Genomic DNA, 14030 nt, shown 5'->3' with positions numbered 1-14030 from the left:
ATAAGCACAGGAAAATGAAGATGAAAAAGAATCTACTGACGACGGCTATTATTTCTAGCCTCACACTCTATTCATTCACAGCACTCGCCGATGGCCCTGAATTCTATGGTCATGCTGATCTTGCCATTACCAATTCAGACACAGGTTATGCAACTCAAAACCAAAAGGAGGGCACTGTTCTTGAAAACAACTTCTCTTGGTTAGGCGTAAAAGGTTCTGAAACTGTAAGCCCTTACTTTGACATCATTTATCAAATGGAATTTGGTGTCGAAAACTTTGACAACTCAAATAAAACCTTCAATGCCCGTAATACATTCCTAGGTATCAGAAGTGCCGCAGGTACGGCTTTAGTGGGTCGTAACGATACCGTATTTAAAGCAGCTGAAGGTAGCTTCGATCTTTTCGGTAATACCAATGCTGATATCGACTTACTGGTTGCAGGCCAAACACGCTCAGCCGATGGCATTTCTTACTATTCACCTAAAATTGCCGATCTCGTGACGCTTAATGCCACTTATCTGATGAGTGATAACTATGACCAAGTGGATAGCAATGGCAACGACGTGTATAGCAAAGATCAAATGTATGCTCTGAGCGCCACCTTAGGGGATAAAGCCTTTAAAGCACAAAACTACTATGTCGCTGCCGCCTATAGTGATGGTATTGATAACGTTGAAGCCTACCGTGGTGTGGCCCAAGCTAAATTCGGTGACGTAATCTTAGGTGCCTTATATCAACACAGTGAGCATGTAGATGATAAGTTTGCCAATCTCTCAGGCGATACCTATTTTGTCAACGCAGCCTACTTAATTGGCGACTTAAAACTAAAGATGATGTACGGCAAAGATGACTCAGGTCTAGGCAAGTACGTGAGCCGTTATGTTGGTGACCAAGACAACAGTGGCCTAGAACAGGTCCGTGATGTTGACCTGCAACAGTTCAGTGTGGGTGCAGATTACCGCCTGAGCACTAAGACTATGGTCTATGGTCACTACACACGCTTCGATGGTGATCTTATGTTGGCCGATGTAAAGCAAGACCTGAATGACAACATCTTTACTGTCGGTTTACGCGTTGATTTTTAAATAGATTAATCAACTAACCCCAAGGTTATTTATTGATAAAAAAGCGGCTTCGGCCGCTTTTTCTGCTTAGATATCGCCCCCAAACACAAATCTATAACCAATATGACAGACTTGCTACAGCATTAGTATATGCTACAGTTACCCTCGCCGACGCACTATCTAAGGCAATCCGCCTTACCTACCACTTAAGTAGTAAGTGAAAAATAGAGTTTTACCCCTTTCAGGTAAATTTGCAGTCAAGATATAAGGAAAGATCCCAGAAATGGCCCGAATATAGGCAAGGAGAGCCAAAAACATGATCTGCGCCACAGCCTGCGAGTCGTAAAACTGTAAAAATCGGCGGCAACTTTGTTACCGACTCAGGTAGCAAATGCGTTAAACCACACAAAAACCATGAAAAATGGATAAGAACTTAGGTTCGAGGGAGCACAAAACATGAAAAAGACATTCATCTCTGCATCAGTTGCATCAGTTTTAGCATTGGCTTCATTCGGTGCGCTAGCCGAAGGCCCAAGCTTCTATGGTCGTTTAGAGCTTGCTCTAACCCATACTGACACAGGTGCCACTCTACAATCAGGTACTAACGGCTTAGAAGCAAACTATGCCGATGAGAATAACGCAGGTACTTATTTAGAAAACAACTTCTCTCTATTAGGTGTTAAAGGTTCAGAAAAAATCGCTGATGGCTTTGACGTTATCTACCAAATGGAATTCCAAGTTGAAAACACTTCTGGTGCAGGTGATGTTTTCAAAGCACGTAACACTTTCTTAGGTTTAAAAACTAACGCTGGTACTGTGTTAGTGGGTCGTAATGACTCAGTATTCAAACAAGCCGAAGGTGCTGTGGATATTTTCGGTAACACTAACGCCGATATCGACCGTTTAGTCAGTGCCCAAACTCGTACTGCCGATGGTGCTTGGTACTATTCACCAAAAATTGCAGGCTTAGTGACATTAAACGCTAACTATCAATTTGATGATAACGACACTACAGCTAAGACTTCTGAAAGCCTATATGCATTAAGCGCAACTCTAGGTGACAGCAAGTTTAAAGAACAGAATTACTATGCTGCAGTAGCCTATAACAAAGGCATTGCTGGTGTTGATGCATACCGTTTAGTTGGCCAAGCAAAATTCGGTCAATTCAAAGTTGGTGGTTTATTCCAAAACTCTGAAGATGTTGTGAACAATGACATCGAAGGTAACACTTACTTTGTTAACGTTTCTTATGATCTGAACGGTGTAAACCTGAAGGCTGAATACGGCATTGATGAAGCTGGTTTAGGTGGTGCTTACACTAAACTGGGCGGCGTAAAAGGTGCTGATGACATCAATTTCCAAAACTTCAACATTGGTGCTGATTATCGCTTAGCGAAATCAACTATGATCTATGGTCAATACGCTATGTACCGTGGTGATTTTACTGTTGCTAATGCTAAAACAGATCTACAAGATGACAACGTATTCTCTGTAGGCGTACGTTACGACTTCTAATCTCTTACCTAAGAGATAATAGAAACCTACTGTAGCAATACAGTAGGTTTTTTTATGTATCAAATCTAATCCCAAAGCGCAAAAAATAAAAAACCACCTAAGCCAAACTAAGGTGGTTTTAGTTAACCCATTTAATTTTTACAGCATTGAAACTATTACAAAACATTAGATGCTCGCTAAAGCATCACTACCGTCACCTAATTCAACGCTATCGACACGTTGTAATCCTCTAGGCAATTTTGCACCACGACGACCACGTTCACCTCGATAATGCTCAAGATCGCTTGGCTTCAGTGTGAGCTTGCGCTTACCTGCCCACAAGGTAACCGGCGTATCACTCGGCACTAATTGTAAATGTGTCATAAGTTCATCGCGACTCTTGGCTCTTTCCGTAGGGATGCCGATAATCTTGTTACCTTTACCCTTGGATAATTGCGGTAACGCTTCTAGCGAAAACAGTAACATCCGCCCTTCGTTTGTGATCGCTAGCAGTGACATTTCTTTAGTGCGGTCGATCAACTTAGGCGTTAATGATTTAGCGTTTGTTGGTAGACTCAGCAAGGCTTTACCCGCTTTATTGCGCGACACCATATCGTTGTATGAACAAATAAAACCGTAACCCGCATCCGTTGCTAACAAGTAACATTGGTCTTCTTCACCCATCAACACATGCTGCATGGTTTCGCCAGGTGCCATATTGAAGCGAGTCGTAATAGGCTCACCTTGGCTACGGGCCGATGGCAGAGTATGGCTATCCGTCGCAAAAGCCCGCCCAGACGAATCAATAAACACTGCGGCCTGATTGCTACGTCCCATCGCGCTACATAGATATTGGTCGCCAGACTTATAGGAGAGCGACAAAGGATCGATATCGTGGCCCTTAGCACAACGCACCCAACCTTTTTCAGATAAGACAACCGTCACCGCTTCTGTCGGCGTTAACTCTTGTTCAGTTAATGCTTTGGACTCATTACGCAATACGATTGGCGAGCGACGATTATCGCCATAGGTTTCGGCATCTTGAATTAATTCTTTCTTGATCAAAGTCTTCAAGCGACGCTCTGAGCCCAATAACTGCTCCAGTTTTTCGCGTTCAGCTTCAAGCTCATTTTGTTCGGCCGTGATCTTAAATTCTTCTAACTTAGCTAAATGCCGTAACTTTAACTCGAGGATTGATTCAGCTTGTTTATCACTGAGTGAAAAACGGGCCATCAACTCAGCTTTAGGATCATCGTGAAAACGAATAATCTCGATCACTTCATCAATGTTGAGGAAAGCGATCATTAGGGCTTCGAGTATATGTAACCGCGATACCACCTTGTCTAAACGATATTCTAAACGACGTTTAACCGTATCAACGCGGAACTCTAACCACTCAGTTAATAAGGTTTTCAACCCTTTAACTCGCGGACGTCCATCGAGACCCAGCACGTTTAAGTTAACTCTAAAGCTCTTTTCTAAATCCGTGGTCGCAAACAAATGCGCCATCAGTTGATCGCAATCAACGCGATTGGAGCGCGGCACCACCACAAGACGCACAGGGTTTTCATGATCCGACTCATCGCGTAAGTCGGCCACCATAGGCAATTTCTTCGCCTGCATTTGACCGGCGATTTGCTCTAAGATTTTACCGCTACTGGCTTGATGCGGCAGCGCCGTGATGATGATTTCACCGCCATCGACAGTGTAAACCGCACGTGCTCTTAATGACCCACGGCCCGACTCATAAATTTTTGCAATATCGGCAGACGGGGTAATAATCTCGGCTTCAGTTGGATAATCAGGACCTGGTACAAAGGCCATCAATTGCTCGAGTTCAAGCTTAGGATCATCGAGCAATGCTACGCAGGCGGAGACTAATTCTCTCACGTTATGCGGCGGAATATCCGTCGCCATACCTACGGCAATACCAGTAATACCATTGAGTAAGATATGCGGTAAACGTGCAGGCAGTACTTTAGGTTCCTTCAAAGTACCGTCGAAGTTAGCACCCCACTCGACCGTACCTTGTCCCAGTTCACTGAGTAACACTTCAGAGAATTTAGAGAGACGTGCTTCGGTATAACGCATAGCCGCAAATGACTTAGGATCATCGGGGGCACCCCAGTTACCTTGGCCATCGACTAACGGGTAGCGATATGAAAATGGCTGCGCCATCAATACCATAGCCTCATAACAGGCACTATCGCCGTGAGGATGGTATTTACCTAATACGTCACCAACCGTACGAGCCGACTTTTTATGCTTAGATTGAGCCGATAAACCTAACTCACTCATCGCATAGATAATTCGACGCTGTACCGGTTTAAGTCCATCACCAATGTGTGGCAGGGCTCGGTCCATAATGACGTACATGGAATAGTTCAGATAAGCCTCTTCGGTAAAGCGCCGCAATGGCATTTGCTCTACCCCATCGAGACTTAACTTGATAGCGTCACTCATTTTCTTCTAGTTCCTGTGTTTCTTCAGTACTATCGCCCTTATAAAACAAGCGATACACGTTACCTTTTAAATCATCGGAGATGTACATAGCACCATCGGATGCCGATAACAGCGCAAAGGGTCGAGCAACGGGAAATTCACCGTCAAGGAAACTAACAACCGTTTCACGACTCACCACTTTTTGATCTTCAATCTTCAACATCACCACTTGATAGCCAACTTTACTCGAACGATTCCACGAGCCATTTTCGGCGACAAACAACTGATTATGGTAAATATCGGGAAATTGACTGCCGCGATAAAATGCAAGTCCCGTGGGTGCAACATGGGCTGGCAACTCATACATTGGCAGAGTGATTTTTAAATTTTTCGGTTTTTCATAGGCAGGTTCGACAACACTACTGGCATGTAAATAAGGGAAGCCATAATGACTCCCTATCACATCGATGCGGTTAATCTCATCGGGTGGCAAGTTGTCCCCCATCCAATCACGGCCTTGATCGGCAAACCATAATTTTTTGTCTATTGGCGACCAATCAAATCCACTTGCATCACGCACACCAGCCGCAATCTGCTCACTCGCGCCTGTATCAACATTGATCGCTATGATACTACTGTAAGGCACTGGCGCTTCACAGACGTTACAGGGCGCACCAATAGACACATATAAACGGCCATCTGGGCCAAAATTAATTGCCCGAGAACTTTTCTTCTCTGAGTAAGGCAAGTCACTGTAAATCTCTTTGGGTCGACTCGGGCGGCGCAATCTTTGCTCAATATCAACAAAGCGTACTATTTGATTTTCAGTGGCGACAAACAAGTCACCATTGTGGAATGCAATCGCATCGGGTGATTCAAGCCCTTTGGCTATCACATAGCGCTTATCGACACGACCATCTTGATTACTATCAACGAGAGCATGGATAGTGCCGCTCTTATTGGAACCGACAAATAAAGTGCCATTAGCCCCCATCGCCATCTGCTTAGCATCGCCAATATCCGAGGCATAAAGCGATAAACCAAACCCCTTAGCGACGGTAATCATGATCGATTGGGAACCCGCAAAGGCGCTATTGCAGAGCAATAACGTCACACTCGCTAAGAGCGTAAAACCGGCAGAAAACACCTTTAAGCAATTATAATTATTAGTTTTAATATACAACATTGTAATTTTCTTTATGCCTATGTTTTATTGTTATCGGCAATAGTGCACAACATTAAAGTAAAGCCATGTCACCCTTATCTTCAAGCCAGTTTTTACGGTCCGGCGAACGCTTCTTAGCGAGCAACATATCCATCAAAGCATCCGTTTCTTCGATGTCATCTATCGTCAACTGTACTAAACGACGGGTGTTTGGATCCATCGTTGTTTCACGAAGTTGTAAAGGATTCATCTCACCCAAACCTTTAAAGCGGGTGACTTGTACCTTACCCTTTTTATTCTCAGCGGCAATACGGTCTAAAATACCCGCTCTTTCTGCCTCATCTAAGGCGTAATACACCTCTTTGCCAATATCAATACGGAACAACGGCGGCATAGCAATATACACATGACCCTGCTCAACTAAGATACGGTAATGCTTCAAAAATAGCGCGCATAACAAGGTAGCAATGTGCAGTCCGTCTGAGTCGGCATCCGCAAGGATACAAATCTTGCCATAACGTAATTCAGAGATATCACTGCTATCGGGATCGCAACCAATCGCGACCGAAATATCATGAACTTCCTGTGAAGCTAATACCTGCGAAGCATCGACTTCCCAGGTATTCAAGATTTTGCCACGCAGCGGCATGATGGCTTGAAACTCACGATCGCGAGCTTGTTTAGCACTACCACCCGCAGAATCCCCTTCCACGAGGAATAACTCTCCGCGCATCGGATCTTGGCCACTACAGTCTGTTAGCTTACCCGGCAGTGCAGGTCCCGAAGTCACCTTTTTGCGGGCCACTTTTTTAGCGGCCTTTAAGCGGCTCTGGGCATTATTAATGCACATTTCGGCTAAGGATTCAGCTAACTCGGTATTTGAGTTCAACCAGAGTGAGAATGCGTCACGCACAACGCCAGACACAAAAGCAGCGCATTGGCGACTAGAAAGCTTTTCTTTTGTTTGACCAGCGAATTGCGGTTCTTGCATCTTCACCGACAATATAAACGCGGCGCGATCCCAAATGTCTTCGGGTGAAAGTTTAATACCACGGGGAATTAAATTTCTGAACTCACAGAACTCCCGCATAGATTCCAATAAACCTTGGCGGAAACCATTCACATGGGTACCACCGAGCGGAGTCGGAATTAAGTTAACATAACTCTCGCCAATAGATTCGCCGCCTTCAGGCAACCAAGTAATGGCCCAATCTGCGGCTTCTAGTTGGCCTTTAAAGCAACCCACAAACGGCTCTTCTGGCAATCTTAAATTGTCACCGATAGCCGCCTTTAAATAATCAGTTAGGCCGCTTTCATAGAACCATTCATGGACTTCGTTTGTCTGTTTATTGGTGAATTTAATCCGTAAACCTGGACACAGTACCGCTTTAGCACGAAGCAGATAAATCAGTTTTGAATTTGAGAAGTTAGCCGAATCAAAATAGCTCGCATCGGGCCAAAAATGTACTCTAGTCCCCGTATTACGACGACCACAGGTCCCTGTTGGGCGTAAATCTTCAACCTTAAATCCATTTTCAAAAGCGATGTCATACACTTGGCCATCACGGCGAACAGTGACTTCGACACGGCGCGACAAAGCGTTAACCACCGAGATACCAACACCGTGTAAACCACCGGAGAACTGGTAGTTTTTATTCGAAAATTTACCGCCAGCATGCAATTTGGTCAGAATTAACTCAACCCCAGGAATGCCTTCTTCTGGGTGGATATCCACTGGCATACCACGGCCATCATCAGTGACTTCGAGGGAGTTATCTGTATGTAGAACAACTTCAATTTTTGTCGCGTGACCTGCCAATGCCTCATCGACACTGTTATCTATGACCTCTTGGCCCAAATGGTTCGGTCTGGAGGTGTCGGTATACATACCTGGACGGCGTTTAACAGGATCGAGTCCGTTGAGAACTTCAATGGCGTCAGAGGTGTATTGATTTGTCATAGGGCACGCTATAGGTTGTTATATCCGGCCATGTTGCGGCTCGGCATGTCAGTTTGTCAAGGTAAGTGTAAAAATTGGCTTACAGTTTGCAGATGCGACTCATAACCAACAAAGCTGTGATCACCACCCGCTTCAACTCGCAATTGACAGTGATGATACTTATTGACCGCTTCGCGATAATCCAGCACATCATCACCTGTCTGCAATAATACCAAAAAACGATCCGGATTGCGGATCACAGCCGTATTAAATTCAGCGACTTCAGACTTATGCTCAGGTAAGACAAGATAATGCTGTTCAGTGTAAGGATTGAATTGCGGCCCCATAAACTCATCGAACAACTCAAAGGGTTTTACCGCAGGATTAACTAACACCGCTTTGCCACCATAGGTTTCGGCTAAATAGCTGGCGAAATACCCACCTAAAGATGAGCCTATATAAGCTAATGGCTCTTTGGCATCAATCGCCGCCTCAACATAAGCGGTTAAGAGCACCATCGCAGCCTTAGGTGTATTAGGCAATTGGGGCTGATGGAAGGCCACACTAGGGTGATGCAGCGCCATGTACTTAGCCGTCATCACAGCTTTATCTGAAAATGGAGAGCTATTAAAACCGTGAATATAAAGCAGCATATTTCCTCAGGCTGCGGCTATTCGCGTTAATAACCGCTAGAGTTGTTGTCGGGGGAAAAATGGTTACCCGGTACGCGATACACTTTAGTGTTGATGCTACCATCGGCTTTCAACTCCAGCAAACGATAACCCGGTTGAACGCCATCCAAGGCAAAATAAGGCGATAACGGCTTAAATTGAATACAAGTGGAAGGTGTCGCCATCAACTGCAACGTGCCATGGGGCCCATTATGATGGGTATCAATACATTGGTGCACATGTCCCCAGAGCAATCCTTTGACCTGCGGATACTTTGCCACTCGCGCGATAAACTCGGCGCCATTGTCCATGCAGTGCTGATCCAACCAAGTACAATTCACAACGATGGGATTGTGATGCATCACCAGTAAAGTATGGCATTCAGGATGTGCGGCAATGGCTTCATCAATTAATTCGAACTGAGTCTCGGCCATATTGCCGCCAGGCTTTCCCCGCACGGTTGAATCCAACATGAGGATTTGCCAGTTTCCCGCCAGAATACGCTGCTGCCCAAAAATCTGTTCACCCTGCATATGCAGATACATGATCCGTGGATCGTCATGATTTCCAGGAAGATAATGGCAAGGTAAGCCAACGGGGGTGACTGCTTTCACAAATTGCTGATAGGACTCAGCCGAATAGTCTTGACTCAAATCGCCTGTGGCGAGCATCAAGTGAGCAGGATAGTCCACAGCTCTAATCGTATTTAATACGGCAGCAAAACTTTTGCTAGTATTAACTCCTAATAGCTGAGCTTCAGGATCGGCAAAAAGATGCGGATCTGTGACTTGCACGATACGCACGCTTTCCCCTTCAGCTATGGAGTAAGAGACAGCCTCTTTCAGCACATTGAATACCCAATTCTAAGACTGGCACACGACACTGTGTTGGTAACCAATCTTTAATAACTCTTCCAGGAATGCATTCACCTGGTACTTTTCATCACTTTGATACATGCGTACATTGGGATAATCATACACTGGGCGTAATTGGTAAATCTGTTGGCCAGTTAACACTTCTGCTAATTTAGCATCGTGATAAATTCTCACTAACACCTTGGGAGTATTGATAAACTCCTTGATTTCGATGGGACGAGATATCTCAACTAGCTGAGTATATTTGGTATTTTCTAAAATTCGTACTACTAATATACCAAACTCACCTTCGAGTCGCCATGACTCACCGATAGCTATCTCTAACGGTAACCATTTCAACATGTAACCATAATTACGCCCGCACAGTGCTAAAAAATCACTGACGTTGGGTTTATAGCGCCGTTTTAGACTCGAAGTAGCCAAATTCATCCCAACTTAAACCAGTTGCTGATAGTTTAATTGTAACCATTGTAATCCAATAACGGTCGACGCATTATCAATCTCGCCCGCAACCACTCGCTCATAAGCTTGCTCGCGGCTCATAACATGCAATCGAATATCTTCGTGCTCTTCAGCTAATCCATGCAATCCACGGGCATCGTTTGAATCGACATCAGCCCAATAGAAATAGAAACGTTCTGTACTACCACCTGGACTCGCTAAATAGCTATTTACACTGTGTATTTGCTTAGCCATTAAGCCAGTTTCTTCCATTAATTCTCGGTGTGCAACATCCAGAGGCGTTTCTGCGGGCGCAATCATACCCGCGACTAACTCAAGAAGCCAAGGAGATTTAGCGGTTGCTAATGCAGGAAAGCGTACCTGTTCGATGAGTACGACTTTATCTTGCTTGGCATCATAGGGAAGGACGACCACAGCATGACCCCGTTCAAACACTTCGCGAGTGACAGGCTTACTCCAGCCACCAGCGAATAATTTATGCTTGAAAGTGTATTCGTCCATTGAGAAAAAACCTTGATAAAGGGATTTTTTTCCTAAGATCTCAATATCCGTTTGCGAAAAAACAGGGGGTTTCATACTCTATCCTTAAAAGTTAAATTTGCGCCTATAATCAAGGCAATTTGAGCACATTTTTAAAATAAAATCTGTTACACTTCGAATTTGACTTGAAAGTGTCAGAGTTCTTAGACTCTAGGTCATTAAGTTTTAGCTGTATCGGGAAGCGTCGGGAAGCGCAAACCGCCTTGGTAAAGGCATTACTTAGTCTAAACGAAGTTAAAATATTCCTCCGTGGGGGGATTTTGTCTAATAAGGACAGCAAATGAAATTTAAGATCCATAATTTATGCGCAGCATTAACACTTGCGGCTTCCGCTTCAGCGGTGCAAGCAGATGATTTGTTGCAAATTTATCAGCAAGCACTGACCAGCGACCCGCTCGTATTGCAAGCCCAAGCCCAGCGTAATGGTTTGTTTGAGAAAATCGAGCAAAACCGCGCTCCGCTGTTGCCAACCATTAGTGCAAACGTCGGTTATGACAAAGCTTGGAATGATCCGAAGGATGATGCAAGTGGTCTAGTCGGTAGCCTGAAATTAAATCAAGTCATCTATGATCACAGTGCTTGGGTTGGTTTAAGTCTTGCTGAGAAAGCCGCTTCTCAAGCTGATTCCGCTTATGCTTCAGCATTACAAAACTTGATTACTCGTATCACTAAAGCCTATTTCGATGTATTAACGGCGAAAGACAACTACGAGTTCCAAGGTGCAGAAAAACGCGCAATCGAGCGTCAACTTGAACAAACTAAACAACGTTTCGCAGTGGGTTTAACCGCGATTACCGATGTGCATGAAGCTCAAGCGCAATATGACTTAGCCTCAGCCACTGAAATTTTAGCCGAAAACACGCTCGCCAATAGTTATGAAGCCTTACGTGAAATCACCGGCATCGATCACAAGACGATTAATGTGTTAGATACCAACCGTTTCTCAGCAGTTACGCCAGCGCCAACGTCATCTAGCGAATGGTTAAAAATTGCTGAAACCAATAGTGTTGATTTAATGACTCAACGTATTGGTAAAGATATTGCCCAAGAGACCATTAAGCTTTATCAAGCAGGCCACATGCCGTCTTTAAGCTTAAATGCTGGTTACAACAAAGGTCTTGAGCAAAAAATGGGTAATCTCAACGAACCTGATTTTGATAATGTCAGCGTTGGTGTCAACTTAAGCATTCCGATTTTCGAAGGTTTTAAAGTCAGCTCACAAGTTAATGAAGCACAATTCCAGTATGTTGAAGCAAGTGAAAAGCTTGAGCAAATTTACCGTGGTGTAGTGAAAAACGTTCGTAATAACTACAACAACGTAGGTGCTTCTATCAGCTCAATCAAAGCTTATGAGCAATCGGTTATTTCATCAGAAAGTGCCCTAAAAGCCACTCAAGCGGGTTTCGAAGTGGGTACTCGTACTATCGTTGATGTTTTGAACCGTACCCGTGACTTGTACGACTCAAAACGTAAATTATCCGATGCGCGCTATAGCTACATCAACTCAGTTGTTGCACTAAAGCAAGCTGCGGGTACATTGAATGAAGATGATGTTATCGCCATCAATAATGGCTTGATTGCACAGTAACAACGCTCTCAGTCATTAAATATAAAAAACCGCCATTTGGCGGTTTTTTTATGCTTAGAAGTTAAAATCAACAAAATTAGAAGTTGATTTCAACACCCGCAAAATAACCTTTAAATTTAGTATCAGCACTCACACCCGAGAAATTACTCACATCGAATAAAAATTCACGGTAGCCTACACGTACACGCGTATCGACGGCCAAACCATCAAATTGCCAACCTAAACCAATTGCATAGTCGTGCACGCTTGACTCATTGACGCCCTGCATCAAATCAGCAAAACCGTACAAGCCTAAGCCAGGCATACCTACATGCGTACTGGCGTAACCCATCACAATACCGCTATCGACATCTTTCTCTTCTGGATGGCCAGGATCTTGAACACGCAGTGAACCATTCATTAACTTGTATGCTGCACCGAGATCCAACGACACTATGTCGTTGTCCAATATTTCGTAGTACAGCACGAAGTCTGTGTTACTCAAATCAGTATAAGCAGTAACATTACCTTTAAAATCATGACCATTGAAGTTGAAATCAGCATCCGACATGCCGCCTTTCTGATCTAAGCTATTTTCACGGATTTTAATGTTAGGGACAAATGGCAATGGGTGCTCAACTGCAATCCAATAACTGCCTTGAGCAGATGAACTGTAATCAAATGTTTGTTGTGGTTGACCTTTATCAGCAAAAGTACCGCTAGTATCGGCGCGCCAGTAATCACCACCAATAGTAAAACCAACCACAGTTGCCGCTTGGGCAGATGAGGTCATACAGAATCCTAATACCGCACTGGCGAGGAGAGTTTTTTTCATAATTAACCTTGAGATAGCAAGTTCGTTAAATCAATCACCGCGGCATTAGCACGCGACACATAGTTAGCCATAACCAATGAATGATTAGCGACTAAGCCAAAACCGCTGCCATTCAGCACAACAGGGCTCCAGACAGTTTGCTGAGTCGCCTCCAGCTCACGAATGATCTGTCTTAGGCTTACTTCAGCATTTTTCTTCTTCAATACGTCAGCAAAGTCAACTTCAACTGCGCGCATAAAGTTCAACAACGCCCATGAAGCACCACGGCTCTCATAGAAGACATCATCAATTTTCCACCAACTGGTTTTTACCTGATGGCTGGTCAAATTTGGGGTTGATTGACGCGCCGAATTGTCACCAGCTAGATCTGTATTTAAGCGCTCTTGGCCAACGCTGGCAGATAAACGCTGCGACATACTGCCCAGACGTTTCTGCACTTCTTTCAACCATTCATTAAGGTTGTCAGCACGGGCATAAAACTGTGCATCTTGATTATTTGGGTCCATCATGCGGGCACGATAAAGCTTCAGCAATTTGATTGCATCGCGATATTCGCTTTCGGCACTGGGTACTAACCAGCTAGTGTGGTCAATATTGAGCTTAGATTGGGCTTCGCCTAAATCTTTGTCCGCCGCAGATTGTGACTGTGAACGGCTAAACTCTTTACGCATAATCAAGGCTAAATCACGGGCTTGCTCCAAAGCACCATATTCAAATGCGGGCATGTTATCCATGAAGATGGAAGGTGGCATCACATCGTTTGATAACCAACCACCTTGCTTATCGAGTAAATTTTCGACTGTGAGGATTAGCGATGTAGTGGTAGCGTACCCAACAATATTCTTATTGGATGCTGTTAATTGTTGAGGGCTAATCGGATCCGGTTCGATACTCCACCATACACTCACGCCATAACCGATTAATACTAAAAATAAACCGACCCCGGTAACTTTTTTCCATGTAATTTGCATCAAGC

The 14030-nt window shown here is 44.3% G+C and carries 12 protein-coding genes; 3 read left to right on the top strand and 9 right to left on the bottom strand.

Annotated elements, in window-relative coordinates; all coding sequences use genetic code 11:
• Positions 1–20 precede the first annotated feature (20 nt).
• Both L5M17_RS08810 and L5M17_RS08805 read left to right on the top strand, forming a co-directional pair.
• On the top strand, positions 21–1085 hold the full coding sequence (locus L5M17_RS08810) for a porin (protein ID WP_263146725.1): 1065 nt from the start codon (positions 21–23) through the stop codon (positions 1083–1085).
• Between the two features lie 435 nt (positions 1086–1520).
• Positions 1521–2579, top strand: coding sequence for a porin (locus L5M17_RS08805; RefSeq protein WP_105251476.1), 1059 nt, complete (start codon positions 1521–1523; stop codon positions 2577–2579).
• Positions 2580–2744: 165 nt separating this feature from the next.
• On the opposite strand, the gene parC is transcribed toward L5M17_RS08805, so the two are convergent.
• Genes parC through nudF form a run of 7 tightly spaced genes read right to left on the bottom strand, consistent with a single transcriptional unit; the run spans position 2745 to position 10688 of the window.
• Positions 2745–5021, bottom strand: coding sequence for a DNA topoisomerase IV subunit A (gene parC / locus L5M17_RS08800; protein WP_263146723.1), 2277 nt, complete (start codon positions 5019–5021; stop codon positions 2745–2747).
• Positions 5014–6186: a PQQ-dependent sugar dehydrogenase gene (locus tag L5M17_RS08795; RefSeq protein ID WP_105251474.1), complete on the bottom strand. Its 1173-nt coding sequence runs from the start codon at positions 6184–6186 to the stop codon at positions 5014–5016. Before L5M17_RS08795 ends, parC begins: the two co-directional genes overlap by 8 nt.
• Before the next feature lie 52 nt (positions 6187–6238).
• Entirely contained in the window at positions 6239–8125 is a 1887-nt protein-coding gene (gene parE / locus L5M17_RS08790; RefSeq protein WP_105251473.1) for a DNA topoisomerase IV subunit B, read from the bottom strand.
• A gap of 56 nt (positions 8126–8181) precedes the next feature.
• Positions 8182–8757 (bottom strand): YqiA/YcfP family alpha/beta fold hydrolase, encoded by a 576-nt coding sequence (locus L5M17_RS08785; RefSeq protein WP_263142818.1) that lies wholly within the window; start codon positions 8755–8757, stop codon positions 8182–8184.
• Between the two features lie 26 nt (positions 8758–8783).
• Positions 8784–9623: a 3',5'-cyclic-AMP phosphodiesterase gene (cpdA, locus tag L5M17_RS08780; RefSeq protein WP_105251471.1), complete on the bottom strand. Its 840-nt coding sequence runs from the start codon at positions 9621–9623 to the stop codon at positions 8784–8786.
• A 15-nt stretch (positions 9624–9638) separates the two neighbouring features.
• Positions 9639–10079 carry a DUF1249 domain-containing protein gene (locus L5M17_RS08775; protein WP_105251470.1) on the bottom strand — a complete coding sequence of 147 codons (441 nt, stop codon included), beginning with the start codon at positions 10077–10079 and terminating at the stop codon, positions 9639–9641.
• Positions 10080–10085: 6 nt separating this feature from the next.
• On the bottom strand, positions 10086–10688 hold the full coding sequence (nudF, locus tag L5M17_RS08770) for an ADP-ribose diphosphatase (RefSeq protein WP_028759445.1): 603 nt from the start codon (positions 10686–10688) through the stop codon (positions 10086–10088).
• A gap of 244 nt (positions 10689–10932) precedes the next feature.
• Here nudF and tolC point away from each other — a divergent pair, with 244 nt between their 5' ends.
• Entirely contained in the window at positions 10933–12240 is a 1308-nt protein-coding gene (gene tolC / locus L5M17_RS08765; protein ID WP_105251469.1) for an outer membrane channel protein TolC, read from the top strand.
• Between the two features lie 76 nt (positions 12241–12316).
• Here the strand turns inward: tolC and L5M17_RS08760 are convergent, their stop codons facing one another.
• Positions 12317–13054: a TIGR04219 family outer membrane beta-barrel protein gene (locus L5M17_RS08760; RefSeq protein WP_263146718.1), complete on the bottom strand. Its 738-nt coding sequence runs from the start codon at positions 13052–13054 to the stop codon at positions 12317–12319.
• Between the two features lie 2 nt (positions 13055–13056).
• Complete coding sequence (locus L5M17_RS08755; protein WP_105251468.1) at positions 13057–14025, bottom strand: DUF2333 family protein; 969 nt, start codon at positions 14023–14025, stop codon at positions 13057–13059.
• Positions 14026–14030: the final 5 nt, after the last annotated feature.

The sequence above is a fragment of the Shewanella sp. SW24 genome, from assembly GCF_025653395.1.
Classification (GTDB): Bacteria; Pseudomonadota; Gammaproteobacteria; order Enterobacterales; family Shewanellaceae; genus Shewanella; species Shewanella oncorhynchi.
This window is presented reverse-complemented; position numbering and strand designations above follow the sequence as displayed.

Bases quoted from the DNA above. Each gene is read 5' to 3' on its own strand.
- L5M17_RS08810 (WP_263146725.1), top strand. From the start codon at position 21: ATGAAAAAGAATCTACTGACGACGGCTATTATTTCTAGCCTCACACTC.
- L5M17_RS08805 (WP_105251476.1), top strand. From the start codon at position 1,521: ATGAAAAAGACATTCATCTCTGCATCAGTTGCATCAGTTTTAGCATTG.
- parC (WP_263146723.1), bottom strand. From the start codon at position 5,021: ATGAGTGACGCTATCAAGTTAAGTCTCGATGGGGTAGAGCAAATGCCA.
- L5M17_RS08795 (WP_105251474.1), bottom strand. From the start codon at position 6,186: ATGTTGTATATTAAAACTAATAATTATAATTGCTTAAAGGTGTTTTCT.
- parE (WP_105251473.1), bottom strand. From the start codon at position 8,125: ATGACAAATCAATACACCTCTGACGCCATTGAAGTTCTCAACGGACTC.
- L5M17_RS08785 (WP_263142818.1), bottom strand. From the start codon at position 8,757: ATGCTGCTTTATATTCACGGTTTTAATAGCTCTCCATTTTCAGATAAA.
- L5M17_RS08775 (WP_105251470.1), bottom strand. From the start codon at position 10,079: ATGAATTTGGCTACTTCGAGTCTAAAACGGCGCTATAAACCCAACGTC.
- nudF (WP_028759445.1), bottom strand. From the start codon at position 10,688: ATGAAACCCCCTGTTTTTTCGCAAACGGATATTGAGATCTTAGGAAAA.
- tolC (WP_105251469.1), top strand. From the start codon at position 10,933: ATGAAATTTAAGATCCATAATTTATGCGCAGCATTAACACTTGCGGCT.
- L5M17_RS08760 (WP_263146718.1), bottom strand. From the start codon at position 13,054: ATGAAAAAAACTCTCCTCGCCAGTGCGGTATTAGGATTCTGTATGACC.
- L5M17_RS08755 (WP_105251468.1), bottom strand. From the start codon at position 14,025: ATGCAAATTACATGGAAAAAAGTTACCGGGGTCGGTTTATTTTTAGTA.